Origin of the sequence: Rhodanobacter humi, assembly GCF_041107455.1 — a bacterium.
GTDB lineage: Bacteria > Pseudomonadota > Gammaproteobacteria > Xanthomonadales > Rhodanobacteraceae > Rhodanobacter_A.
The window spans coordinates 2,561,355-2,584,882 of the sequence record NZ_JBGBPY010000001.1 but is presented as its reverse complement, the minus strand read 5'-3'; the positions used below and the strand labels follow the sequence as shown (position 1 = coordinate 2,584,882).

Genomic DNA, 23,528 nt, shown 5'->3' with positions numbered 1-23,528 from the left:
CTTCCCGAGCCACGGACGGCTCGCTCGCCGGCCGATCGCATCTGCGATCGGCCGGCGGAGCCGAGTCCGGCGCTCTTCCGGACTCGGCGAGCCGGGAAAGTGCAGGATGCACTTTCCCGACCATTCGGTAACAGCTCTGGCTCCAGCCCTGACACCACGCCCCACGTGTAGCGCTTGCCATCCCTCAGCATCCCGCTCCAGACTCGTCACGCGCGGCCAGCCAAAGCCGCCCCACGAGGAAACACGGAATGCTTGCTCGTCTCGCCCTGATCGCCTGCGCGCTCTGCGCGCTGCAACCCGCCATCGCCGCGGAACCGACCTCCGCCAGCAGCGTCAACATCTGCCGGCAGGCATTGCCCACGATCCGCGGACTCTGGCAGCACGATCTCTACGATGCTCCGCCCACCGTGGCCGCAGTAATGGTCGATGCCATCGACGGCAAGCTGCCGCAGGTGCGCCAAGGCCTCGCCGCGTTGCCCGCGGCCGAGCAGGTGCATTGGCGCCAGGTCGCCATGCTCACCGCGGCCAACGCCTACCAGCCGGTCGTGGTCGATGGCCTGCTGGACGACGGCGCGGCGGTGAACGAACCGGTGCGGCTGCCGCCTTTCAGAAGCGGCTTCTACCAGCAGACTGTCAGCGACATGGCGCACGACTCGCGCTTCGGCCCCGGCGCGGCGAAAGGGCTCCAGTCGGCCGGCGCCATGGACAACCACGAGAACCTGGCCGGCCCCGCCCTGCCGTTCGCCGTCAAGTGCGGCGACACCGCCACGCTCGACGTGTTGCTGCACCACCATGCCAACGTCATGGCACGCGCGGCACCGAACGTGGCGGATGCCTTGACCACGGCGGTGATCGACGGCGACGCCTCCATCGTGAGCCGCCTGCTCGACCATGGCGCGGACGCCTGCGCGCACGACCGCCGCGTGCGCAAACCGGGTTACAGCCTAGCCGACATCGGCCGCCGCCAGCACCTGCCGGACGACTTGCTGCAGCGACTGAGTTGCCGAAAAACGGCGGCGATCACCACCCACTGACTACCCCGGGGCGGCGTCGCCGCTGGCATCTGTACCGCCTCGTACAAATATTTTCCGTCAACCCCTTTTCGCGACCGCGCGCCGCCTCCATAGTCGGTGCCTCACCCTGCGAGGTCGCGCCCGTGTCCATACCCAGTGCCGTCAAGAGCATCCCGATCACGGGTCGCCAGCAACTGGTCGACTACCTCGCCGCCGGCGAGAAGCCGCGCGAAGCCTGGCGTATCGGCACCGAACACGAGAAATTCGGCTTCCGCACCGATGACCTGAGGCCGCCGCCGTTCGAGGGCGAGCGCGGCATCCGCGCGCTGCTCGAAGGCATCGCCGCGCGCTACGGCTGGGAAATCGCCCGCGAAGGTGAAATCCCGGTCGCGCTCACCCGCGACAAGGCGAACATCACGCTGGAGCCGGCCGGCCAGTTGGAGCTGTCCGGCGCGCCGCTGGAGACGATCCACCAGACCTGTTGCGAGGTGAACTCGCATCTGGAGGAAGTGCGCTCGGTCGCCGACGGGATGGACCTGGGCTTCCTCGGCATGGGCTTCCAGCCGAAGTGGCGCCGCGACGAGATGCCGTGGATGCCCAAGGGCCGCTACAAGATCATGCGCGAATACATGCCCAAGGTCGGCCAGCTCGGCCTGGACATGATGACGCGCACCTGCACCGTGCAGGTGAACCTCGATTTCTCGTCCGAAGCGGACATGGTGAAGAAGTTCCGCACCAGCCTCGCCCTGCAGCCGATCGCCACCGCGCTGTTCGCCGACTCGCCGTTCACGGAAGGACGTCCAAACGGCTATCTGTCCTACCGCTCGCAGATCTGGACCGACACCGACGCCGACCGCACCGGCATGCTGGACTTCGTGTTCGCCGACGGCTTCGGCTACGAGCGCTACGTCGACTACATCCTCGACGTGCCGATGTACTTCAGCTACCAGGACGGCCGCTACATCGACCTCGCCGGCCAGGACTTCAAGCGTTTCATGGCCGGCGAACTCGCCGCATTGCCCGGCACCAAGGCCACCATGAAGGACTGGGCCGACCACCTCACCACCGCCTTCCCCGAGGTGCGCCTCAAGCAGTACCTGGAAATGCGCGGCGCCGACGGCGGCCCGTGGAACCGGCTGTGCGCCCTGCCCGCGTTCTGGGTCGGCCTGCTCTACGACGACGAGGCGCTGGACGCGGCCTGGAACCTGGTCAAGGACTTCACCATGATCGAGCGCCACGCCCTGCGCGACGGCGTGCCGAAGCAGGCGCTGCACCTGCCGTTCCGCCAGGGCACCGTGCGCGACCTCGCCGGCGAGGCGCTGAAGATCGCCGCCCACGGCCTGCAACGGCGCGCCCGCCTCAATCGCAACGGTGCCGACGAGCGCATCTACCTCGAACCGCTGATCGAGATCGTCGAGGCGAACCAGACCCCCGCCGAGCGCAAGCTGGAGCTGTTCCATGGCGCGTGGGGCGGCAGCGTGGATCCGGTGTTCAAGGAATTCGCGTACTGAACCACTGCTCCGATCCACCCGGCATGAATGGTGGGGCGGCAACCCGAAATTGCATTCGCTCCGATATTGGCAGATTACGCCAATCACAATTCGCGGAGATGATCATGCCGACACGCAACGTAGTGCTGACCGACCCGCAAGCCCGATTCGTGGAGCAACTGGTGGAATCAGGCCGTTACCAGAACGCCAGCGAAGTACTGCGTGAGGGGCTGCGCCTGATGCAGCAACGCGAACGAACCTACACCGCGCGCCTTGAAGCGCTGCGCGATGCGGTAGCCGTTGGCGTGGCCGACATCGAGGCCGGTCGCTACGAAACCTTCGACGACCCGGCGGCACTGGAATCCTGGGTCATGGCGCTTGGCGAATCGAATTGATGGGCGCCTGGAGCGTCCGCGTCACCCACGCCGCAAAGCAGGATCTGTCTGCCATCCGCGTCTGGACGCGCCTTCATTTCGGTGCGGAGCAGGAACGTATCTATGCCACCACTTTGGCATTGGCCGTGCGGGCGCTGACCGATGGCCCCGACATCGCCGGAGTGAAACAGCGCGACGACTTGGCGCCCGGCATATGCATGCTGCATGTGGCACGACAGGGTCGGCATGGCCGCCATTTCGTGGCTTTCCGGACGAATGGCAAGCCATGCATCGACGTGCTGCGCATCCTGCACGACAGCATGGGACCTGGCACGGCACCTCCAACCTTGATACTGCATGTTCTGGAAGTCCCTCTCCCGAAAAAGGCCGGCAATGCCGGCCTTTTTCGGGAGCATGACGCGGCGCCTTATTTCTTCGGCGTTTCCTTCAAGCCGCGATCCTCCAGCATCGGCTCGATGCTGGGATCCTGGCCGCGCCAGTCCTTGTACAGCTTGGACAGTTCCTCGCTGTTGCCGCGCGAGAGCACCATGTCGCGGAAGCGCTGGCCGTTGGCGCGGGTCAGCTCACCGTGTTCCTTGAACCACTCGAACGCGTCGTCGGCGAGCATCTGCGTCCACAGGTAGGCGTAGTAGCCGGCCGAGTAGCCGTTGCTCCAGATGTGCAGGAAGTAGCTGGAGCGGTAACGCGGCGGTACGTAGGAAAGATCAACGCCATCCTTCTTCAGCGCGGCGGCCTCGAACTTGTCGGCATCCTGCTTCGGCGCGTCGGCGCCCAGCATGTGCCAGTTCATGTCGAGCATGGCGGCGGCCACCAGCTCGGTCATGTCGTAGCCCTTGTTGAACGTGCCGGCCTTCTTCATCTTGTCGACCAGCGCCTGCGGCATCGGCGCGCCGGTCTGGTAGTGCTTCGCGTAGTTCGCGAACACCTTGGGGTTGGTCGCCCAGTGCTCGTTGAACTGCGAGGGGAATTCCACGAAGTCGCGCGCGGTCTGCGCACCGGACAGGCTCGGGTATTCCCCGTCGGCGAAGATGCCGTGCAGGCCATGGCCGAACTCGTGGAACATGGTGACCACGTCGTCCATCGACAGCAGCGCGGGCTGGCCAGTCGCGGGCTTGGTGAAGTTGGCGACGTTGTAGATCACCGGCTTGGTGCCGAGCAATTTCGACTGCTGGACGAAGTTGTCCATCCAGGCGCCGCCGTTCTTGTTGTCGCGCTTGAAGTAGTCGCAGTAGAACAGCGCCAGCGACTTGCCGTCCTTGTCGAATACCTCGAACACGCGCACGTCCGGGTTGTACACCGGGATGTCGTGGCGCTCCTTGAAGGTCAGCCCGTAGAGCTGGTTGGCGGCGTAGAACACGCCGTTCTGCAGCACGTTGTCCAGCTCGAAGTAGGGTTTGATCTGACTTTCATCCAGGTCGTACTTGGCCTTGCGCACCTGCTCGGCGTAGTACTGCCAGTCCCACGGCTCCAGCTTGAAGGTGGGCTGGTTGAGCGCCTTCTGGTCCTTGTCGATCTGCGCCTGGATCTCGGCGGCTTCCTGTTTGGCGCGGGCCACGGCGGCAGGCGCCAGCTTGTCCATGAAGCCCATCACCGCTTCGGGCGTCTTCGCCATCTGGTCCTGCAGCGTCCACGCGGCGTAGTTCGGGAAGCCCAGCAGCTTCGCTTCCTGTGCGCGGATCTGCGCCAGCTGCTCGATGATGTCGCGGGTGTCGTCGGCGTTGCCGAGTTCGGCGCGGTTCCACGACGCCTCGTACAACGCCTTGCGGGTGGCGCGATCCTTGAGGCTCTGCAGCGCGGGCTGCTGGGTGGTGTTCTGCAGCGTGATCACCCACTTGCCGGTGAGCCCGCGATCCTTGGCGGCCTGCGCGGCGGCGGCGATGTCCTCGTCGGCCAGGCCGTCCAGCCTGGCCTTGTCGTCGATCACCAGCGCACTGTCCTTGGCGGCAGCGAGCAGCTTGTTGTTGAACTGCGCCTGCAGCGTGGAGTCCTGCTGGTTGAGCGCCTTCAGCCTGGTCTTGTCGGCGTCGGACAGCTTGGCGCCGTGCTGCACGAACTCGCGGTAGGTCACCTCGACCAGGCGCAGCGATTCGGGATCGAGCTTCAGCGTGGCGCGCTCGTCGTAGACCTTCTGGACGCGCGCGAACAGCTTACCGTCGAGGTACTTGGCGTCGTCGTGCGCAGCCTGCTTCGGTGCTTCCTCTTCCTGCACCTTCTGCAGCGTGTCGTCGGTGTTGGCCGAGGTGACGCCGTTGAACACCGCCATCACCCGATTGAACAGCGCACCGGATTTCTCCAGCGCCACGAAGGTGTTCTCGAACGTGGGCGGCTCGGGGTTGTCGGCGATCTCCCGCCATTCGGCGAGCTGGTCGGCCATGCCCTCCTCGATCGCCGGCTGGTAGTCGCTGTCCTTGATCTTGTCGAACGGCGGCGCCTGGAACGGCAGCGTGCTGGCGGTGAAGAACGGATTGGCGGCATTCGCGTCAACCACCGGCGCGGCGGCGCTGGCCGTACTGGCCGGCGCGGTGGAAGCCGAGGCCGGTGCGGATTTGCCGGCCTCGTGCGGGCCCTGCGAACAGGCCGCGAGGGCGATGCTGGTGGCGATGACGATCATGCGTGGACGGAACATGCGGTATTCCCGGTCGGTGCGTCGCGAGACGGCGGAATGAAACGACAGCCGCCGACTGTAGCGATACCGGACCGGCTTTTGCCAGCCGCAGCGCAGCGAAACTTCGCGCGTACCGGTGCGTGACTCAGCCCGGGCGCACGTCGCGCAACTGCCACGTCGCGCCGATCAGCCAGTTCAGGCGCTGGCGCAACAGGCTCATCGGCAGGCTGGTCTGCACGTCCACCTCGACATGCAGATCGGCGACCTTGGCATGCACCTGCGCCTGCGCATCGGTGGCGCCCAGCGCGGGGTCCACCTCGTCCGGTTCCGGCTGCTGCGCGCGCCAGCGCTCGAACAGCGCCGGACTGTGCAAGGCCTCCTCCAGCGCGGCGGCGAAGTCGGCCGGGCCGGCGCCGTCCCAGCTCAGCGCGGGATCGCTGCCGCGCGCGTGGGCGAGATCCGCGATGGAGAGGTAGTAGTGATTGCGATTGCTCATGGATATCCCCTGGGCGTCTTCGCCAGCATGCGCAGGGGGCGGCATGCCGGATGTGAATTCAGGCGGCGAGCGCGGCCAGGTCCAGCGCGGCGACCGCCTGCGCCGGTGCCACGCCGTGCGGCAGCACGCCGAGGCAGGGTGCGGGCAGCAGCTCGCGCAAGGTGGCGAGGTTTTCCTCCACCGCGTCCATCGCCGGATCGATGCGGTTGGCGATCCAGCCGGCAAGGCGGCAGCCATCGGCACGGATCGCCTCGGCGCTGAGCAGGCTGTGGCTGAGGCAGCCCAACCGCAGGCCCACCACGAAAATCACCGGCAGCTCCCACGCCTTCGCGATGTCGGAGGCGAACAGGCCCGGCGCCAGCGGCACGCGCCAGCCGCCCACGCCCTCCACCACCACGGCGTCGTGTTCGGCGCACAGCGCGTCGAACGCGGCGCGCAAGGGCGGCAAGGCGATCGCCACGCCCTCGTGCGCGGCGGCCAGATGCGGCGACAAGGGTTCGCGCAATGCCACCGGATTGCTGCGCGCATAAGGCGGCAGCGGCCCGCTGCTGGCCGCGCGCAGCGCCAGCGCATCCTCGTTCTGCAGGCCGTGCGTGGTCTCGATGCAACCGCTGGCCACCGGCTTCATGCCGGTGCTGCGCAGGCCGGCTGCGCGCAGCGCGTGCAGCAAGGTGCAACTGGCGTGGGTCTTGCCGATGCCGGTGTCGGTGCCGGCGACGAACAGTGCCGTGCTCACGCGACGGGATGCCGGCGCTTGTACCACGTGATCGCCGGGCCGATCAGGCCCAGCAGGATGTATTCCAGACCCGCCAGCGACAACAACCCTTCCGGGACCAACAGTGCGGTCAGCGCCGAGAGCAATCCGACCACGGCCGGGATGCTCCAGACCAATGCGTGGATGCCGGCCTGCCGGTGTGCTTCGGCGCTGGTGTCCACCAGGTGCGCGGCATGCCGAAAGAGCATGACCAGGGTGCCGGCCATGCAGGTGAAGGCCAGGCCGTAGCAGGCGAACATGATCCGCCCATCGGCGGGCGATTGCAGCGCGATGTCGCTGGAGAGCACGCCGCCGCTCAGGCCGTACAACGCTGCGCCGTACACCATGTGCAACGGATAGACGAAGATCAACGCGAAGAACACCAGCGTCAGCGACAGCAGCAGACCGGTTCGCGAGGTTCGCGTACACAGATGGCGCCAGCGCACGTGACCGTGCCACATCCAGGCGATCTGGGCGAAGCAGATCGCCGCCGCCGGCACGCCGGCCAGGATGTGCAGCAGCTTCTCCGCCGTGTTCGGGATGGTTTCGCCGCCGATGGCCAGCAAGGTCAGCGTGAACGCGAACGCACCGTCCACGAACATGTCCAGCCGCCCCGCCTCGATGCCTTCGCGATGTTCGACCAGGCTCATGTCCCATCCTCATCCGTGCGACCCGCGCATAATACGGGTTCGGGCTTCGTTCTTGCCGTTCGACCGGACTGCGTTCGGGCAGTCAGCGGCGAAAAACCCTTCCCTCGGCTCACAGCAGCCGGTCAACACCATCCCTTGCGAGCGCACCATGTTCGAAGTGAAAACGCAGGCCTACGCGAACAAGCGCGAGCATTACGCCGACCTCGCACAGCAGGCGCAGGGCCTCCTGCACGGCGAGCCCAGCCTGATCGCGAACGCGGCGAACTTCTCCGCGCTGGTGTTCCACAGCCTGCCCGGGCTCAACTGGTGCGGCTTCTACCTGTACGACGGCACGGAACTCGTGGTCGGCCCGTTCCAGGGCAAGCCGGCCTGCATCCGCATCGCGCTGGGCAAGGGCGTGTGCGGCGCCGCGGCGCAAACGCGGCAGACGCAGCTGGTGCGCGACGTCAACGCGTTCGACGGCCACATCGCCTGCGACGCCGCCTCGCAGTCGGAGATCGTGGTGCCGCTGGTGCGTGCCGACGGTAGCCTGCTCGGCGTGTGGGACGTGGACAGTCCGCACGTGGCCCGCTTCGACGCGGAGGACCGCGCGGGCATGGAAGCGCTGTGCGCGGTGTTCATGGAAGCCCTCGCGGCGTAGATCGCGCCTTTCCCGCCGACTGCGACGATCTGCCGCGCATGCGCGGCACATGTCGCGCGTACGTAGGGGCGCGCCCTGTGCGCGACGGCCTTGTGCCTGGATCAGGGCAAAGCATTCGCGCACAGGGTGCGCTCCTACAACCGCGGCGTACGCAGCAGTTCCACCACCCGTTCGCGCGCCTCGTCCACGCCGGTGCCGGCGGGCGAGGAAAACACCTGGGCGGTGGCGTGCAAGCCGTCGGGGAAGCTCTTGCGCATCGCCGCCAGCGCCTGCGCAGCCTGGTTGCGCGAGAGCTTGTCGGCCTTGGTCAGCAAGAGGTGGCAAGGCAGGCCGGTGGCGAAGCAGAAGTCCAGCATCATCCGGTCGAACTCCTTGAGCGGATGGCGGATGTCGGCGATCAGCACCACGCCGCGCAGGCTCTGCCGGCGATGCAGATAGGCGTCGATTTCCTGCTTCCAGTGCGCGCGCAAGTCTTCCGGCACCTTGGCGTAGCCGTAGCCGGGCAGGTCGATCAGGCGCGCCACGAGCGGCGGCTCGCCCTCGCCCTGCGCCAGCGGCGGCAGCGCGAACGCCACCATCTGCTGGGTGCGGCCGGGCGTCTTGGAGGTGCGCGCCAGGCCCTTGTGGTTGGTGAGCGCGTTGAGCGCACTGGACTTGCCCGCGTTGGAGCGGCCGGCGAACGCCACCTCGGCGCCCGTATCGGCGGGCAACTGGCTGATGCGGTGGGCGGCGAGCACGAAGTGCGCGCCTTGCAGAAGGTTGGGCATGGTTTGACCGGAGCGCGAAGGCACGGGGATAATCCGATGGTTTCTGCCCGTGGCGCCGATACCGGCAAGCGGTGGCAGCCTTCGACAGTTTCTGGGAGGGGAAGTGTATGAGTTTTCGGTTCGCAGGTTTTCGACCCGTCGTGCTGGGCTCCGCCGCAGTCCTGATCTTCGCCATGGCAGCGGGCACGGCGATGGCGCAGGACGCCGCCAAGTCGACGACCGCGCCGGCAACGGCCAACACGGCGGCGCCCGCTGAAGCCGCGCCGGCCGCCGAAACCGCTGCGGCGAAGCCGGGCGACGCCACCGCGGGCCAGGCCAAGGCCGCCGCCTGCGGCGCCTGTCACGGCATGGACGGCAACTCCACCGATCCGCAATACCCCAAGCTGGCCGGACAGAGCGAGCAGTACATCGTCCACCAGTTGGAGAACTTCAAGAGCGGCAAGCGCCAGAACCCGATCATGCTGGGCATGGCCACGCCGCTGTCCGAGCAGGACATGCACGACATCGGCGCCTACTTCGCCAGCAAGACCGCGCTGCCCGGCGTGGCCGACCAGGCGCTGGTCGAGCACGGCCAGCAGCTGTTCCGCGAGGGCGACGCCAAGCGCGGCATCCCCGCCTGCATGGCGTGCCACAGCATCGACGGCCGCGGCAATCCCGGCGCGATGTACCCGCAGCTGGAAAGCCAGCACGCGCAGTACGTCCAGGCCACGCTGAAGGCCTGGCATGACGGCACCAGCTGGGGCACGGATGCGCACTCGCAGATCATGCCGGCGATTGCCCAGAAACTGAGTACGGACGACATCGCCGCGCTGGCCAGCTACGTCGAGGGCCTGCACCCGGCCACCGCCGAAGACCTGCAGAAGCCGGCCGCAGCCACGCCTTGATCCTCCGCCGGGTGCGCCGGCGACAGGCCTGCGCATCCGCGTCCCGCATACCCGCACCACCGAGGTAACCCATGTTGAAGCGTCTGGCTATCCTGTGCGCCGCCCTGCTGGCGCTGACTGCCTGCGGCCATTCCAGCGACAACGGCACGGCCGCGCCGGCCACGCCTGCGGCCGCCAGCACCGCCGCGACGGCGCCGGCTGCGCCCGCGACCGCCAACGCACCGGCAGCGGCAGCCACTGCCGCACCGACCGCCGCGGCCACGACCGCCGCGGCAAGCACGGCCACGCCCGCGACCGCAGCAACGACGGCAGCCGCGACTCCGCCCGCCGCCGCGCCTTTCGTCGACGACGGCAAGTGGGTCGAGGGCAAGGATTACTTCCGCATCGATCCGGCCCAGCCCAAGGCCGTCGCCACCGACAAGATCGAGGTGGTGGAGGTGTTCTCCTACGCCTGCCCGGCTTGCAACAGCTTCCACATCGCGATGGACCAGATCGAGAAGAGCCTGCCGGCGGATGCCGTGGTGCACTACCTGCCCGCCGCGTTCCGCCCCGACGAGAACTGGCCGGTATACCAGCGCGCGTTCTACGCCGCCGAGGCGCTGGGCGTGCGCGCCAAGACCCAGGACGCGATGTTCGACGCCACCTGGAAGACCGGCGAGACCGCCACCTACGACCTCAACACCGGCCGCCCCAAGCCCAAGGGCGCCTGGCCCACGATCGAGGACATCGCGAAGTTCTACGCGAAGTACGGCGTGGACCCCAAGGAATTCGTGGCGGTGGCCAACTCCTTCTCGGTCAACACCAAGATGAAGCAGGCCGATGACCTCATCAAGGCCTACGGCGTGCCCGGCACCCCCACCATCGTGGTGGATGGCAAGTACCGTTTCTCGCCCTCCGACGTGGGCACCGTGCAGCGCGCGATCGAGCTGACCCAGTGGCTGGTGGCCAAGGAAGCCGCCGGCAAGTAGGAGCGGCTTCAGCCGCGACGCCCCTCTTCCTGAAACCGTCCACGAGCATCCTCCGATGAAGCACCTCGCCCGTCTGCGCACCGTCACCCTGCTCGCCGGCCTCGCGCTGGCCAGCGCCTGCACCGCGCAATCCGGCACGCTCGCCCCGTACACCGAGGGCGACCAGTACGTGACCCTGCCCGGCCCGCACCAGCGCTACAGCAGCGAGGGCAAGGTCGAGGTGGCCGAGGTGTTCTCCTACGGCTGCATCCATTGCGCCGAGTTCGCGCCGATCGCCGAGAAGCTGAAGGAATCGCTGCCCAAGGGCGTCAAGTTCGAGCTGGTGCCGGCGCCGTTCAGCGCCGAGTGGCTGCCGTTCGCGCGCGCCTACTACGCGGCCAAGCAGCTGGGCGTGGCGGACCGCACCCACCTGCAGCTGTTCGTGGCCAAGTTCGCCCAGCACTATCCGATCAACACGATGGACGAACTGGCCGACTACTACGCCCGCGAAGGCGTGGATCGCGCCGAGTTCATGCGTCTCGCCACCTCCGACGCCGCCACCACGAAGCTGAAGGCGGACCTGGCTCTGATCCAGAAGTGGGGCGTGGATGGCACGCCCAGCATCGTGGTCAACGGCAAGTACCGGGTCACCAACGTGCACACGCTGGACGAGCTGTCCGCGGTGGCGCAGTGGCTGGCCAAGCGCGAACTCGCCGAGGCGGACAAGGGCGGCAAGTGATCGTCTGAGGGCGTTCACGTCCGTTGCGGTCTTCCGCGTGTACCGTACGCAGCCTGATGAATCGCGCCCCTTCCGTCCCCGCCGCCGCCGAACACCGCCTGCGCCTGCTGAGCTGCAACATCCTCGCCGGCGCCAGCGTGCAGCGCTACAGCGAATACGTCACCCGCAGCCTCAATGCGGTGCTGCCGGGGCGCAGCAAGATCGACAACCTCGACCGCCTCGCCGCGCTGCTGCCGGAGTTCGACGTGATCGGCCTGCAGGAAGCCGACGCCGGCAGCCTGCGCTCGGGCTTCCTCAACCAGACCCGCTACCTCGCCGAAACCGCCGGCATGCCGTACTGGAGCCACCAGCCGAACCGGCCGGTGGCGAAGCTGTCGCACACCGCGAACGGGCTGATCAGCCGCATCGAGCCCAGCGCGGTGATCGACTATCCGTTGCCCGGCCACGGCCGCGGCGCCTTGCTGGTGCGCTTCGGCGAAGGCGAGGACGCGCTCGCCGTGGTGATCGCCCACCTCTCGCTGCGGGCACCCACGCGCGCGCGCCAGCTGGGCTTCATCGCCGAGATCCTGCAGGACCACCCGCACGTGGTGCTGATGGGCGACCTCAACACCGAGCTCGGGAGCGCCGAGATGCGCCAGCTGTTCGCCCGCACGCGGCTGCAGCCACCCGTGCAGCCCACGCCTACCTTCCCCAGCTGGAAGCCGAAACGCGCACTGGACCACATCCTCGTCTCGCCCTCGGTGGCGCTGGAGAAGGTGTGGACGCTGCCGCAAGCGTTTTCCGACCATCTCGCGCTGGCGGCCGAGATCCGCCTGCCCGCGGCGCCACCCGCACGCGGGGATCGTCGATGAGCGCCCGCTGGCTGCGCACGCTGACACCGTGGCTGCTGCCGGTGCTGGCCGGCCTGGTCGCGGCGTGGCTGCGCTACGGCCTGATCGAGCCGCCCGCGATGGCGCAGCTGTGCACGGCGGCGCAGGCGCCCACCTGGTGCGCATTGCGCCAGGCGCTGGTGCTGGGCTTTCTGCATGACGTCTATGGCGTGATCGCGCTCATCGCCGCGGTGCTGGCGCTGCTGCGCCGCTCGCGCGCGCTGGCGTGGCTGGCGGCCGCGCTGGGTGCGGTCGCGTTGCAACTCTACAACTACGAGCCGGGTGCACTGGCGCTGCTGGTCGGCTGCCTGCGCCTCGTGCATTTGCAGGGCGCAGGCAACGATGTGGCGACTACACCTGCCCCGTCACCGGAATCAACGCACCGGTGATCGCCGACGCCGCGTCGGACAGCAGGAACACGATCACGTCTGCCAACTGCTCCGGCCGCACCCAGCGGCTGAAATCCGCGTCGGGCATGTCGGCGCGATTCGGCGGCGTGTCGATGATGCTGGGCAGCAGCGCATTGACGGTGATGCCGCGCGGCTTCAGCTCCTCGGCCAGCGACTCGGTGAAGCGCATCACGCCCGACTTCGACGCGGTATAGGCGCCCACGCCGGCGCCGGCTTTCAACGCCGAGTTCGCGCCGATGTTGACGATGCGCCCGCGCCCGTCGGGCAGGTGCGGCAGCGCGGCCTTGCTCGCCGCCACCGCAGTGCGCAGGTTGATCCGGTAGAGCAGATCCCAGGTTTCCGGGTCGCCGTCGGCCAGCGTCTCCCAGCGGAACGCGCCGGCGATGTTCACCAGCGCATCGAGCCCGCCCAATGCCTCGGCGGCGGCGTCGATCGCGTGCTTCGCCGCGGCGGTGTCGGCCAGGTCCACGCCGCCGAAGCCGTGCGCCGCACCCAGGTTCGCCGGCACCGGCGCGCGATCGATCGCCGCCACCGCGGCGCCTGCGTCCAGCGCGGCGCGCACCACCGCCGCCCCCAAGGTGCCGAAGGCACCGGTCACCACGATGCGTCGCTTGTCCAGTTGCATGTTGTCGATCCTCGCCATGGAATCAGCCGAGCATATCGCCTGTGCGCGCCCGCGTGGCGCGCGCCTGCCGTGCGGCCTGCAGCACCGGCATGGCGATGGCGAGGTCGAGCACCAGCCACAGCCAGGTCGACGGGTTTTCACCCAGCTCCAGCGCCACCACCACGGCGGCCAGCAACGGCAGCCATGCGGCGAGGAACAGCGCCTCGCGCGAGGGCGTTCGCACGCGCTCGTCCAGCCACGCCGTCAGCGCATAACCCACGCAGGGCAGCGCGAACAGTCCCAGCGGGAAGTCGCGGTAGCGGCCGTCGAACACCAGTAGCAGGCCGTACAGCGCCAGCAGGAACAGCCAGGCGAAACGCAGCCGCCCCGCCGGTGCCGGCTTGTATGGCGCGCCCGCCACTCGCCCGGCCAGCCAACTCGCGAGCCGCAGCGCGGTGAACAGCGCGGCGAGGCAGGCGACGATGGAAACGGTCCATTCCCAGTCATCGCGGCAGGCATACACCATTTGCCGCCATTGCCAGGCCAATGCACAGCCGCTGGCGAAACCGGCCAGGCCCAGCGCCGTCCAGCCACGCCGTCGCTCCCAGCGCCGGCGCCGCAGGCCGACCAGCACGAACAGCGCCGCGCCGGTCGCGCCGGCCAGCCAGCCCAGCCACCAGCGCGGGATCTCCACCACCGGCCCCTGCATCGCGAATTTCGGCCGCGCCTGCGCATCGAAGATGCCCCAATAGCCGCCCACCGTGCCTTCCTGCGCGCGCTTCCACGGCTGATCGAAGGCCTCGATCACGTTGTACGGCATCTGCACGCTGGCCGCGTAGCGGAGGAATTCGCGCAGATAGCGCGCCTCGTTCACCCGGCTGGCCACGGCATCGCGGCGCGGCCGCCCCGCGCTGGGCCAGCCGGTCTCACCGATCATCACGCGCTTGCCGGGAAACGCCTGCTCGACCTTCGCGTAGACGTCCTCGACGTGCCGGATCGCGCGCTCCGGCGGCACCGGCTGGTCCTCCCAGTACGGCAGGATGTGGATGGTGACGAAGTCCACCGCGCCGGCGAGTTCCGGATGGCGCAGCCAGTATTCCCACACGTCGGCATAGCTCACCGGAATGCCTGCCGGCAGCGCCGCGCGTACCTCGCGCAGGTAGCCGGCGATTTCCTTGCTCGACAACTCGCCGCGCAGCAGCACCTCGTTGCCGACGATCACGCCGCGCAGCACATCGGGGTGCGCGCGTGCGGTGGCGATGCCCAGCGCGACCTGCTCGGCGTTCGCCTTGGCATCGCGGCCCAGCCAGATGCCCATCAGCACCTGCATGTGATAGCGCGCCGCGATGCCCGGCACCGCGGACAGGCCCTGCCCCTGCGAGTACGTGCGCACGCAATCGAAGCGCTCGGACAGCGCGCGCAGATCGGCGTCGATGCGCGCGGGGCTGACGAAGGCATGCGGATCCAGCGGCGTTTCGCCCGCTTCGCGGAACGGCGCGTAGGAAACACAAGCGATGCGCGCCGAAGGCGCGTCCGGCAGATCCACCGGACGGCCCTTGCACCACCACCACGCTGCGCCGGCCAGGGCGAACGACACCAGCGCCAGCCAGGCGACGAGGCGACGGCCGCGGGACGAGGGAGAAAACGACATGCCGAGCCTGCGCGAACGGGAGCGAGGTGCGCCAGCTTATCAGGCGTACACGGCACGAAATGTGGAGCGCCCTCGTGCGCGGCTGTGGGCAACGAGGGAAGAACGGGACGTGCCGCGCCTTCTCCATTCACTTGCCCTCATTTCTCCCGCTCCTCGCGCCGAAGCATTCAGACGCATCCACTACAATCCGCTGCAGGGGATCACCAAGGAGTTTGCATGTTTGCGAAGGCAGCGCCGCGGCGCCATTCCCTCACCCGCCTGTCGGCCCTGCTGCTCGGCTGTGGCGCCCTGCTCGCCGCCGTCGGCGCGCACGCGGCCACACCGACCGCGGCACAGCGCGCCGCGTTCAAGCAGGCCTGGGCCGCGGCCCAGCAGGGCGGCGACGGCTGGCGCGCGTACGCCGCGAAGCTGCGCGATTACCCGCTCTATCCCTACCTGCCCGCCGCCGCGCTGGAGCACGACCTCCGCCAGACCGACCTGGTCACGGTGCAGGCGTATCTCGCGAAATATCCGGACCTGATCCCCGCGCAGGATCTGCGCCGCGACTTCCTGCTGGAACTGGCGCGGCGCCAGGACTGGAACGGCTTCCTCGCGCTGTACCAGCCCGGCATGGGCGACGCGCTCACCTGCGACGCGCTGCAGGCGCGCATGGCGGGCGGCGCCATGCTGGACTTCGACCGCGACCTCGCCGATCTGTGGACCCGGCCCGAGCTGCCCGGCGCCTGCGACCCCGTGTTGCAGGCCGCGCACGACCAGGGCCTGCTGACCACGCCGCGCCTGTGGGCGCGCATCGACCGCGCCGCCGACGCCGGCAAGGGCGGCACCATCGCCACGCTGGCGAACTGGCTGCCCCCGCCGCAGAACCAGGAAGCGCAGTGGCTGGCGCAGGCCTTGCGCGATCCCGCTTCCGCCGTGGCCGCCGCCGCGGGCTGGCCCGACACCGCGCGCGCGCGCCAGGCCGCCACGCTGGCGCTGGAACGCCAGGCGCGCCGCGACACGCCCGCCGCCGACACGGCCTGGCAGCAGCTGCAAACGCGCTTCCAGTTCAGCACCACGCAACGCAACGCGGTCCTGCGCGCGCTGGCGCTGTTCCACGCCACCGACTTCGACACGAACGCGCTGCAGCGCCTGATCGCCCTGCCCGCCGCCGCGCAGACCGACGCCACCCGCGAATGGCGCGTGCGCGTGGCGCTGGCCACGCAGGACTGGCCCGCCGTGCTGGCGGCGATCGCGGCGATGCCGGCGGCGCAGCAGCAGGACGCCGAGTGGCGCTGGTTCCGCGCCCGCGCTCTGGCCGCCACCGGCCAGGCCGAGCAGGCGCAGGCGATCTACGCCGACCTCGCCGGCGCGACCACGTTCTTCGGCTTCCTCGCCGCCGACCAGCTCAAGCAGCCCTACGCGATCTGCCCGCGTACCCACGTCGACGACCCGCAGCAGGAACAGGCGCTGCTCGCGCAGCCCGGCCTGCTGCGTGCGTTCGAACTGTTCGCGGTGGACCTGCCGAAGCTGGCGCGGCGCGAATGGTCGCGCGCACTGGACGGCGCCGACGAACGCACCCAGGTGCTGGCCGTCGAACTGGCGGACGCCCGCGGCTGGTACGACCGCGCGGCGTTCACCCTCAACCGCGGCGAGGCGATGCGCTACTACACGCTGCGCTTCCCGCTGGCCAGCCAGGACGGCCTGGTGCCGCAAGCCGAACAGGCCGGCATCGATCCCGCCTGGGCCTACGGCATCCTGCGCGCGGAAAGCGCGTGGATGAGCGACGCGCGCTCCGGCGCCGACGCCCGCGGCCTGATGCAACTGGTGCCCGCCACCGCCGCCCTGGTGGCGAAGCGCAACAGCCTGCCCTGGGCCGGCGGCGACAGCCTGTACGACCCCGCGACGAACATCGCGCTGGGCACGCGCTACCTGGCGCAGGTGGCGGCGCGCTTCAACGGCGCGCCCTGGCTCGCCAGCGCCGCCTACAACGCCGGCCCCAACCGCGTCGATCAGTGGCTGGCCGCGCGCAGCACGCTGCCGCCCGACCTGTTCATCGCCACCATCCCGTACAAGGAAACCCGCGAATACGTGGCCCGCGTGATGGACTACAGCGTGATGTACGGCTGGCGCCTGCACGGCAAGGTGCTGCCGATGTCCGACCGGCTCACCCCGATCGGCCAGTCCTACGCGTTGCCGAACAGCACGACGCCGCGCAAGACGGTGGATTGCCCGACGCCGTCGCCGGCTCCCGCCGGTTCGGTGCAGGTGCCGGCAGCAGCAACAACGGCAGCAAGCAGAGCCAACCAGTAACCCTTGCCCGAGTCGGCAAGAAAGTGCACCCAGCCTCGAGTCTTCAATCCGAAATCGGCACGAGAGAGTCTGTGAAGCCATCCGCCGCCCTGCTGGATCATCGCGCCGCAATCCGCCGCATCGTGGAGTCTCACCGTGCCCGCAATGCACGTGTGTTCGGCTCGGTGCTGCATGGCTCCGATGCCGAAGGCAGCGACCTCGACCTGCTCATCGACCCGACACCGGAGACCACGCTGTTCGACATCGGCGCGATCAGCTACAAGCTGGAAAAGCTGCTCGGTGTACCGGTGGACGTGCTGACGCCCAACGCACTGCCGGACAATTTCCGCGCCAAGGTGCTGGCCGAAGCCCGGCCGGTATGAAGTCCGATTCGCAGCGCCTGCCCGACTACCTCGCGCACATCCTCGAGGCGATCGGGCGGTTCATGGATGCGCAGGTGCGTGAAATCGTCCAAGTCCTTCCGGCTAATCGGGACGCGCCATAGCCGTTCCGATTTCCTGGTCCCCGCGTGCCACCACCGCCCCATGCGCATCTATCTCGTCGAGGGCGTGGCCCGCAACAAGTGGTGGACCAGCGGAAAAGCGCACCTTGCCCGGCAATGAAAGAAAGTGCACCCTACGATCATCGTTGACGAGGCTCTGGCCTCAATACAGGGGAAGGGAAACCATGATTCGATCCAACCGTCTCGCAGCGGCCGTGGCCTTGTGCCTTGTTTTTGCGAGTGCCGCGCTTGCGCAAGATTCTGCACAAGACAGCCAGAACCTCGCGCAACAGATCAACGCACTGCACTGGGTGGAGGGTCCGACACAGGTCTCAGTTGGTCCGAATGCTACTTTTCAGGTGCCGTCGGGTTATCGATTTCTCGGCCCGCCCGATACCGTCAAATTCATGACACTTACCCGCAACCTGTCTACGGACGACAGCGAAACTCTCTTTGCGCCAGATAATTTTGCTTGGTGGGGCGTCTTCGATTACCGAGACGTCGGCCATGTCTCCGATAATGAAAAAATAGATCCGAATGCATTGCTGTCGAGCATGCGCAGTAATCAAGTCGAAGCCAACAAGCAACTTGCCGCGCGCGGTTGGGCAACACTCGAGATCGTGGGGTGGGAAGAATCTCCCTTCTACGACCCCGACACTCACAACCTCAGCTGGGCAATGGATGCTCACAGTAGCAGCGGCGGCGAAGTCATCAACTACAACACTCGATTACTGAGCCGAACCGGCTACACTGCCGCAACGCTCGTGGCTGACCCGCAAACCTTGCAGACATCCATCAGCCAATTCAAGAACGTCGTGTCTGGGTATCGATTCAACGACAACCAGACATATGGTGCCTACAAGCCCAGCGACAAGACCGCCGAATACGGGCTTGCCGCGCTGGTTACCGGTGGTGCCGCAGCGGTAGCAGTAAAGACCGGTTTTTGGAAGGTCATCCTGGGCGCACTCGTTGCAGGCTGGAAGCTCGTCGTGGCTTTCGTGGTGGCTCTGTTCGCCTCGATCGGCAAGTTCATCAAGCGTGCCGCCGGTCGCGACCGGGGCAAGTGATGATTTCGAACGAGCTTGAGATCGTACTGCTGATTGTTGCGCTATACGGTTCGACCTGCGTTGTTTTCGCATACGCCAACGAGGGAGTGTTGCAGCAAGGTTTTCTCGGCCTGCGCCTGCAGGTTGCCGATGATCGCTTGCGCATGGCAGGGCGCTCGCCTATCTGGCTGAACCCATTCGCGCCAATGCTTCCAGCCTTCCGCGGACAATGGGGCTACGCCGAAGCGATTACGTCCGCCCCTGGCCTGATGGCGCATATTCCTGAAGCCGTCACAGCCAGTGCGAAGTTGGCCCCCTACGTTTTCGCGGTCTTTCTATGTACCGTCGTCGGCATACCGGTGACGTTACTGCTCGTCGGCGCGGAAAGGGTTCTGCCCATGGTCGGGCTGGCGTATATCTCCACTATCGTAATGATGGTGCGGCTCTGGTTTCTGCGCGACAGCTTTTCGCTCGACGGCAGAAAATTCGCCCTGATCACGGTTGAGAGTATCGCCTGTCTGCCGTTTGCAGCAGGACTGGTTCGCCGCCTGTCATTGACGGTGCCAGTAACCGAGGATCTCGCTTCTTTCGTCGTCGACATGCCGACAGAGCTTCGCCAGCACGTCATCGAGACGCTGGTCGAACGATGCGCAGAGATGGAAAGGTTCCTGCCAGAAGGCTCCGACGCGCTTGATCGCCTCGCCCGCTATCGGGCCAACCTGACAATGTTCGCCAATGACGCCATTGATTCATCCGTCCCCATCACCTCTCCGGGGAACTCATGACGATCTCCGATGCAAGCGTGATTCTGGTTGGCTTGGTAACCGGCTACGTTCTCGTGTCATGGCTCTCAAGCCGACGACATGATTCCGGACGGTCCGGCGCCGCCCCCTCGCCTCAGCATGAGCGTAAAGAATCCCCGCATCCCAAACGTGACGACCCTGTCAGAGCACGCGTCCCGTGGTACGAGGTACTGCGGGTGCCGGCCAATGCATCGCTGGAAGAAATCAAGCTCGCCTATCGACGTCGGATCGCTGAATACCATCCCGACAAGACCAGCGGCCTCGGCGATGAGCTCAGGATCCTTGCCGAGGAAAAGAGCAAAATCATCAATGCCGCCTATGATGAAGCCATGCATGCCGTCGGGAAATGACACAGTCTGGACAATCGTTGGATACAGCAACACGAGATACCGTGGCCTGAGCTGACTTGCCCCGCCATGCCACAATCACGCCCATGCGCATTTATCTCGTCGGCGGCGCGGTCCGCGACAAGCTGCTGGGACGGCCTGAGGGCGACCGCGACTACGTGGTGACCGGCGCGTGCCCGGAAGACCTGCTGGCGCTGGGCTACAAGCCGGTGGGCAAGGATTTCCCGGTGTTCCTGCACCCGCAAACCGGCGAGGAGCATGCGCTGGCGCGCACCGAGCGCAAGAGCGGACGCGGCTACCACGGCTTCGAGTTCCACGCCGATCCGGCGGTGACGCTGGAGCAGGATCTGGCGCGGCGCGACCTCACCATCAACGCGATCGCCGAGGACGAGCACGGCGCATTGATCGACCCCTACGGCGGTGTGCGCGACCTCGAGGCGCGCGTGCTTCGCCATGTCTCGCCGGCCTTCGCGGAAGATCCCGTGCGCCTGCTGCGGGTGGCGCGCTTCGCCGCGCGCTTCGCGCCGCTGGGGTTCACCGTGGCGGACGAGACCATGGCCATGCTGCGGCAGATGGTGGCCGAGGGCGAGGTGGATCACCTGGTGCCCGAGCGGGTGTGGGCGGAGACGCGCAAGGCGCTGGCCGAGGCGCAGCCGTCCGCCTTCCTGCGCGTGCTGCGCGGGGCCGGCGCGCTGCGCGTGCTGTTCCCCGAGGTCGATGCGCTGTACGGCGTGCCACAGCGCGCGGAGTTCCACCCCGAGATCGATACCGGCGTGCACATGGAGCTGGTGCTGGATGCTGCGGCGGCCATCGCGCCGGGCGACGACCTCGTGGGTTTCTGCACGCTCACCCACGACCTCGGCAAGGCGCTGACGCCCGCCGCCGAACTGCCGCGGCACGTGATGCATGAGCAACGCGGCGTGGCGCCGCTGCGCGCGCTGGCGGCGCGGTTGAAGGTGCCGACCGAACACGCCGCGCTGGCCGAGCTGGTCTGCCGCGAACACCTCAACGCGCATCGCGCGCTGGAGCTGAAGCCGGCCACGGTGCTGAAGCTGCTCACGGCACTCGACGCGCTGCGCCGGCCCGAGCGGCTGGAGACTTTCCTCGCCGCCTGCCTCGCCGACAAGCGCGGCCGGCTGGGCCACGCGCACGACGCCTACCCGCAGGCCGACTGGCTGCGTCGCGCCCGCGCCGCCGCCGCGGCGGTGAGCGCGGCGCCGTTCGTGGCGCAGGGGCTCGCCGGACCGGCGATCGGCACGGCGATGGAACGCGCCCGCATCGCCGCGATTGCCGAACTGCCGAAATGATACTATGTAACATCTAAGCCCATGCGGGTATAACGCCTGCATGGACGCCGGCCCCGCCGGCCCTTCTTCGCTTCCCTTGTCGCCTGGAGCTGCCCGTGTCGCGCGCCCTGTTCTCTCCCTCGCCGCTGCGCCAGCGGTTCCGGCCCCTGTGGTGGCTGGGCATCACCTACCTCGCGATCTCGTTCGTCACCCGCATCGTGCTGCTGGTGATGTCCGGCAGCAACGTGGCGCCGAATCCGCTGCACTGGCTGTACGCGTTCGGCGTGGGCCTGGGCTACGACCTGGTCACCTTCCTGTACCTGGCGTGGCCGATGGTGCTGTTCCTGTGGCTGGTGCCGACCCGCCGTGCGACGGTGGCGGGGCTGGCGCGCTGGCTGGCCTGGCTCGCCATCCTGGTGCTGCTGTTCGCCGCCTGCTTCGGCGTGCTGCACCTCATGTGGCACGCGCACCTGAAGGACGTGCGGCCGCTGATCCCGGTGTTCCTGTTCTTCCTGCCGCTGCCTGCACTGGCCTACAGCCGGGCCAGCGGGCAGTGGGGGCTGTACATCCTGGGCCTGGCGCTGCTGTACGGCCTGCTGTTCGTGGCGGCGTCGGAGCTGGTGTTCTGGAACGAGTTCAGCTCGCGCTTCAACTTCATCGCGGTGGACTACCTCGTCTACACCACCGAGGTGATCGGCAACATCCGCGAGTCCTACCCGATCGGCACCTGGCTGACCCTGCTGGTGGTGCTGGCGCTGGTGGTGTTCGTGCTCTCCCGCCGGGGCCTGCGCGCGCGCGACGACGGCAGCACGCTGATGCAGCGCGCCCGCGTGCCGCTGGTGTGGCTGGTGCTCACCGCGATCTCGGTGGCCGCGGTCAACGGCGAGATGAAGGACCGCACCGCGAACAACTACGTCAATGAGCTGGCCGGCAACGGCATCTACCAGTTCTTCGCGGCGTTCCGCTCCAGCCACCTCGACTACAAGAAGTTCTACCGCAGCCTGCCCGACGAGGAGGCGTTCAAGCTGATCCGCGCGGACCTCAAGGCGCCGAACGCGAGCTTCGTCAGCGACGACCCGCGCGACCTCACCCGCGCGATCCGTGCCAGCGGGCCGGAGAAGCACCTCAACGTGGTGCTGATCAGCGTGGAGAGCCTGTCCGGCGACTACCTCGGCACCTTCGGCAACAAGGAAGGCCTCACGCCCTTCCTCGACTCGCTGGTCGACAAGAGCATCTTCTTCGACAACCTCTACGCGAACGGCACGCGCACGGTTCGCGGGCTGGAGGCGCTGTCGCTGTCGGTGCCGCCCACGCCGGGAGATTCGCTGGTGCGCGAGCACGACAACGAGAACCTGTTCTCGCTGGCCAGCATCTTCAACGATCGCGGCTACGTGTCGGAGTTCGTCTACGGCGGCTACGGCTACTTCGACAACATGAACTACTTCTTCAGCCACAACGGCTACAAGACGGTGGATCGCGGCGCGATCCCGAAGGACATGCCCATCCACAGCCAGAACGTGTGGGGCGTGTCCGACGAGGACTTGTACACGCTGGCGCTGAGCCAGATGGACCAGGTCCACGCCGAGGGCAAGCCGTTCTTCCTGCACATCATGACCACCTCGAACCACCGGCCCTACACCTATCCGGCCGACCGGGTGAAGTTCCAGGCGCCGTCGCGCCAGGGCGCGGTGGCCTACACCGACTGGTCGATCGAGGATTTCATCAAGCGGGCGCGCGAGAAGCCGTACTTCGACGACACGGTGTTCGTGATCACCGCCGACCACTGCGCCTCCAGCGCGGGCAAGACCAGCATCCCGATCAACCGCTACCACATCCCGCTGTGGATCTACGCGCCGAAGCAGTTCAAGCCCGAGCGCGTGAATGCGCTGATGGGCCAGCTCGACATCCCACCCACCCTGCTCGGCCTGCTCGATTTCAGCTACCGTTCGCGCTTCTTCGGCCAGGACGTGTTCCAGCGCACGCCTGCTGAGGGCCACGCGTTCCCCGGCACCTACGAGAAACTGGGCTACGTGCGCGGCGACACGCTCACCATCCTCGAACCACGCAAGCGGCTGGAACAGCTGAAGCCGGACTTCGCCACCGGCGACGCCACGCCCGTGGTGCCGGTGAAGCAGGATCTGGTGGACACCGCGATCGCCTACTACCAGGTGGCCAGCGACCTGTACAAGCACGGCGGGCTGGCACTGCGACCCAGTGACAGCACCAAGGTGGAACCATTGCCGGCACCGGCCAGCTCGGTGCCCGCACCAGCAGCCACGACGGCTGCACCGGCGCCCGCGACACCATAGGAACGAGGTGTAGGAGCGGCTTCAGCCGCGACGGCATGGCGTCGTGTCGCGGC

General features: G+C 67.7%; 23 protein-coding genes and 1 pseudogene. 17 read left to right on the top strand and 7 right to left on the bottom strand.

The window, feature by feature from the left end; translation table 11 throughout:
- Positions 1-248: 248 nt before the first annotated feature.
- The 4 genes and pseudogenes from AB7878_RS11280 to AB7878_RS11265 form a co-directional block, all read left to right on the top strand.
- Positions 249-1,034, top strand: coding sequence for an ankyrin repeat domain-containing protein (locus tag AB7878_RS11280; protein WP_369494461.1), 786 nt, complete (start codon positions 249-251; stop codon positions 1,032-1,034).
- A gap of 122 nt (positions 1,035-1,156) precedes the next feature.
- The gene (locus AB7878_RS11275) at positions 1,157-2,524 is read left to right on the top strand and encodes a glutamate--cysteine ligase (RefSeq protein WP_369494460.1); all 1,368 of its coding nucleotides are present in this window, start codon (positions 1,157-1,159) and stop codon (positions 2,522-2,524) included.
- A gap of 104 nt (positions 2,525-2,628) precedes the next feature.
- Positions 2,629-2,898 carry a type II toxin-antitoxin system ParD family antitoxin gene (locus AB7878_RS11270; RefSeq protein WP_369494459.1) on the top strand — a complete coding sequence of 90 codons (270 nt, stop codon included), beginning with the start codon at positions 2,629-2,631 and terminating at the stop codon, positions 2,896-2,898.
- Positions 2,898-3,140 (top strand): annotated as a pseudogene (locus AB7878_RS11265) (type II toxin-antitoxin system RelE/ParE family toxin); the annotation flags it as partial. The gene AB7878_RS11270 and the pseudogene AB7878_RS11265, both read left to right, overlap by 1 nt.
- A gap of 164 nt (positions 3,141-3,304) precedes the next feature.
- On the opposite strand, the gene dcp reads toward AB7878_RS11265, so the two are convergent.
- From dcp to AB7878_RS11245, 4 genes are all read right to left on the bottom strand, one after another.
- On the bottom strand, positions 3,305-5,524 hold the full coding sequence (dcp, locus tag AB7878_RS11260) for a peptidyl-dipeptidase Dcp (protein WP_369494458.1): 2,220 nt from the start codon (positions 5,522-5,524) through the stop codon (positions 3,305-3,307).
- A 124-nt stretch (positions 5,525-5,648) separates the two neighbouring features.
- Complete coding sequence (locus AB7878_RS11255) at positions 5,649-5,999, bottom strand: hypothetical protein (protein WP_369494457.1); 351 nt, start codon at positions 5,997-5,999, stop codon at positions 5,649-5,651.
- A 58-nt stretch (positions 6,000-6,057) separates the two neighbouring features.
- A complete protein-coding gene (gene bioD, locus AB7878_RS11250) occupies positions 6,058-6,735 on the bottom strand; it encodes a dethiobiotin synthase (RefSeq protein WP_369494456.1) in 678 nt (225 codons plus the stop codon).
- Positions 6,732-7,403 carry a TMEM175 family protein gene (locus AB7878_RS11245; protein WP_369494455.1) on the bottom strand — a complete coding sequence of 224 codons (672 nt, stop codon included), beginning with the start codon at positions 7,401-7,403 and terminating at the stop codon, positions 6,732-6,734. The genes bioD and AB7878_RS11245 overlap by 4 nt, the downstream gene beginning before the upstream one ends.
- 148 nt (positions 7,404-7,551) lie before the next feature.
- Between AB7878_RS11245 and AB7878_RS11240 the strand changes: the two genes are divergently transcribed.
- Positions 7,552-8,043: a free L-methionine (R)-S-oxide reductase MsrC gene (locus tag AB7878_RS11240; protein ID WP_369494454.1), complete on the top strand. Its 492-nt coding sequence runs from the start codon at positions 7,552-7,554 to the stop codon at positions 8,041-8,043.
- A 134-nt stretch (positions 8,044-8,177) separates the two neighbouring features.
- On the opposite strand, the gene yihA is transcribed toward AB7878_RS11240, so the two are convergent.
- Positions 8,178-8,810: a ribosome biogenesis GTP-binding protein YihA/YsxC gene (gene yihA, locus AB7878_RS11235; protein ID WP_369494453.1), complete on the bottom strand. Its 633-nt coding sequence runs from the start codon at positions 8,808-8,810 to the stop codon at positions 8,178-8,180.
- 173 nt (positions 8,811-8,983) lie between these two features.
- Here yihA and AB7878_RS11230 point away from each other — a divergent pair, with 173 nt between their 5' ends.
- The 5 genes from AB7878_RS11230 (at position 8,984) to AB7878_RS11210 (ending at position 12,638) form a co-directional block, all read left to right on the top strand.
- The gene (locus AB7878_RS11230; RefSeq protein ID WP_439653788.1) at positions 8,984-9,694 is read left to right on the top strand and encodes a c-type cytochrome; all 711 of its coding nucleotides are present in this window, start codon (positions 8,984-8,986) and stop codon (positions 9,692-9,694) included.
- A 71-nt stretch (positions 9,695-9,765) separates the two neighbouring features.
- Complete coding sequence (locus tag AB7878_RS11225; protein ID WP_369494451.1) at positions 9,766-10,662, top strand: thiol:disulfide interchange protein DsbA/DsbL; 897 nt, start codon at positions 9,766-9,768, stop codon at positions 10,660-10,662.
- A gap of 55 nt (positions 10,663-10,717) precedes the next feature.
- Positions 10,718-11,380: a thiol:disulfide interchange protein DsbA/DsbL gene (locus AB7878_RS11220; protein ID WP_369494450.1), complete on the top strand. Its 663-nt coding sequence runs from the start codon at positions 10,718-10,720 to the stop codon at positions 11,378-11,380.
- 56 nt (positions 11,381-11,436) lie between these two features.
- Positions 11,437-12,231 carry an endonuclease/exonuclease/phosphatase family protein gene (locus tag AB7878_RS11215; protein WP_369494449.1) on the top strand — a complete coding sequence of 265 codons (795 nt, stop codon included), beginning with the start codon at positions 11,437-11,439 and terminating at the stop codon, positions 12,229-12,231.
- Positions 12,228-12,638 (top strand): hypothetical protein, encoded by a 411-nt coding sequence (locus AB7878_RS11210; protein WP_369494448.1) that lies wholly within the window; start codon positions 12,228-12,230, stop codon positions 12,636-12,638. Before AB7878_RS11215 ends, AB7878_RS11210 begins: the two co-directional genes overlap by 4 nt.
- Here the strand turns inward: AB7878_RS11210 and AB7878_RS11205 are convergent.
- Both AB7878_RS11205 and AB7878_RS11200 read right to left on the bottom strand, forming a co-directional pair.
- Positions 12,601-13,284 carry an SDR family NAD(P)-dependent oxidoreductase gene (locus tag AB7878_RS11205; protein WP_369494447.1) on the bottom strand — a complete coding sequence of 228 codons (684 nt, stop codon included), beginning with the start codon at positions 13,282-13,284 and terminating at the stop codon, positions 12,601-12,603. The two genes, AB7878_RS11210 and AB7878_RS11205, sit on opposite strands and share 38 nt — an antisense overlap.
- A 22-nt stretch (positions 13,285-13,306) precedes the next feature.
- On the bottom strand, positions 13,307-14,914 hold the full coding sequence (locus AB7878_RS11200; RefSeq protein ID WP_369494446.1) for a glycoside hydrolase family 17 protein: 1,608 nt from the start codon (positions 14,912-14,914) through the stop codon (positions 13,307-13,309).
- Positions 14,915-15,130: 216 nt separating this feature from the next.
- Between AB7878_RS11200 and AB7878_RS11195 the strand changes: the two genes are divergently transcribed.
- From AB7878_RS11195 to AB7878_RS11165, 7 genes are all read left to right on the top strand, one after another.
- The gene (locus AB7878_RS11195) at positions 15,131-17,203 is read left to right on the top strand and encodes a transglycosylase SLT domain-containing protein (RefSeq protein WP_369494445.1); all 2,073 of its coding nucleotides are present in this window, start codon (positions 15,131-15,133) and stop codon (positions 17,201-17,203) included.
- Positions 17,204-17,274: 71 nt separating this feature from the next.
- Positions 17,275-17,565 (top strand): nucleotidyltransferase family protein, encoded by a 291-nt coding sequence (locus tag AB7878_RS11190; RefSeq protein WP_369494444.1) that lies wholly within the window; start codon positions 17,275-17,277, stop codon positions 17,563-17,565.
- 304 nt (positions 17,566-17,869) lie between these two features.
- Positions 17,870-18,751, top strand: coding sequence for a DUF2167 domain-containing protein (locus AB7878_RS11185; protein ID WP_369494443.1), 882 nt, complete (start codon positions 17,870-17,872; stop codon positions 18,749-18,751).
- Complete coding sequence (locus tag AB7878_RS11180) at positions 18,751-19,515, top strand: hypothetical protein (protein WP_369494442.1); 765 nt, start codon at positions 18,751-18,753, stop codon at positions 19,513-19,515. The genes AB7878_RS11185 and AB7878_RS11180 overlap by 1 nt, the downstream gene beginning before the upstream one ends.
- Positions 19,512-19,883, top strand: coding sequence for a J domain-containing protein (locus AB7878_RS11175; RefSeq protein ID WP_369494441.1), 372 nt, complete (start codon positions 19,512-19,514; stop codon positions 19,881-19,883). The genes AB7878_RS11180 and AB7878_RS11175 overlap by 4 nt, the downstream gene beginning before the upstream one ends.
- Before the next feature lie 83 nt (positions 19,884-19,966).
- Entirely contained in the window at positions 19,967-21,187 is a 1,221-nt protein-coding gene (locus AB7878_RS11170) for a multifunctional CCA addition/repair protein (protein WP_369494440.1), read from the top strand.
- A gap of 95 nt (positions 21,188-21,282) precedes the next feature.
- The gene (locus tag AB7878_RS11165) at positions 21,283-23,475 is read left to right on the top strand and encodes an LTA synthase family protein (protein WP_369494439.1); all 2,193 of its coding nucleotides are present in this window, start codon (positions 21,283-21,285) and stop codon (positions 23,473-23,475) included.
- Positions 23,476-23,528: the final 53 nt, after the last annotated feature.

What these genes read in the sequence shown, in the direction of transcription:
- AB7878_RS11280 (WP_369494461.1), top strand. Translation starts at nt 249, where the DNA reads ATGCTTGCTCGTCTCGCCCTGATCGCCTGCGCGCTCTGCGCGCTGCAA.
- AB7878_RS11270 (WP_369494459.1), top strand. Translation starts at nt 2,629, where the DNA reads ATGCCGACACGCAACGTAGTGCTGACCGACCCGCAAGCCCGATTCGTG.
- dcp (WP_369494458.1), bottom strand. Translation starts at nt 5,524, where the DNA reads ATGTTCCGTCCACGCATGATCGTCATCGCCACCAGCATCGCCCTCGCG.
- AB7878_RS11255 (WP_369494457.1), bottom strand. Translation starts at nt 5,999, where the DNA reads ATGAGCAATCGCAATCACTACTACCTCTCCATCGCGGATCTCGCCCAC.
- AB7878_RS11245 (WP_369494455.1), bottom strand. Translation starts at nt 7,403, where the DNA reads ATGAGCCTGGTCGAACATCGCGAAGGCATCGAGGCGGGGCGGCTGGAC.
- AB7878_RS11240 (WP_369494454.1), top strand. Translation starts at nt 7,552, where the DNA reads ATGTTCGAAGTGAAAACGCAGGCCTACGCGAACAAGCGCGAGCATTAC.
- yihA (WP_369494453.1), bottom strand. Translation starts at nt 8,810, where the DNA reads ATGCCCAACCTTCTGCAAGGCGCGCACTTCGTGCTCGCCGCCCACCGC.
- AB7878_RS11230 (WP_439653788.1), top strand. Translation starts at nt 8,984, where the DNA reads ATGGCAGCGGGCACGGCGATGGCGCAGGACGCCGCCAAGTCGACGACC.
- AB7878_RS11225 (WP_369494451.1), top strand. Translation starts at nt 9,766, where the DNA reads ATGTTGAAGCGTCTGGCTATCCTGTGCGCCGCCCTGCTGGCGCTGACT.
- AB7878_RS11220 (WP_369494450.1), top strand. Translation starts at nt 10,718, where the DNA reads ATGAAGCACCTCGCCCGTCTGCGCACCGTCACCCTGCTCGCCGGCCTC.
- AB7878_RS11215 (WP_369494449.1), top strand. Translation starts at nt 11,437, where the DNA reads ATGAATCGCGCCCCTTCCGTCCCCGCCGCCGCCGAACACCGCCTGCGC.
- AB7878_RS11210 (WP_369494448.1), top strand. Translation starts at nt 12,228, where the DNA reads ATGAGCGCCCGCTGGCTGCGCACGCTGACACCGTGGCTGCTGCCGGTG.
- AB7878_RS11205 (WP_369494447.1), bottom strand. Translation starts at nt 13,284, where the DNA reads ATGCAACTGGACAAGCGACGCATCGTGGTGACCGGTGCCTTCGGCACC.
- AB7878_RS11200 (WP_369494446.1), bottom strand. Translation starts at nt 14,914, where the DNA reads ATGTCGTTTTCTCCCTCGTCCCGCGGCCGTCGCCTCGTCGCCTGGCTG.
- AB7878_RS11195 (WP_369494445.1), top strand. Translation starts at nt 15,131, where the DNA reads ATGTTTGCGAAGGCAGCGCCGCGGCGCCATTCCCTCACCCGCCTGTCG.
- AB7878_RS11185 (WP_369494443.1), top strand. Translation starts at nt 17,870, where the DNA reads ATGATTCGATCCAACCGTCTCGCAGCGGCCGTGGCCTTGTGCCTTGTT.
- AB7878_RS11180 (WP_369494442.1), top strand. Translation starts at nt 18,751, where the DNA reads ATGATTTCGAACGAGCTTGAGATCGTACTGCTGATTGTTGCGCTATAC.
- AB7878_RS11175 (WP_369494441.1), top strand. Translation starts at nt 19,512, where the DNA reads ATGACGATCTCCGATGCAAGCGTGATTCTGGTTGGCTTGGTAACCGGC.
- AB7878_RS11170 (WP_369494440.1), top strand. Translation starts at nt 19,967, where the DNA reads ATGCGCATTTATCTCGTCGGCGGCGCGGTCCGCGACAAGCTGCTGGGA.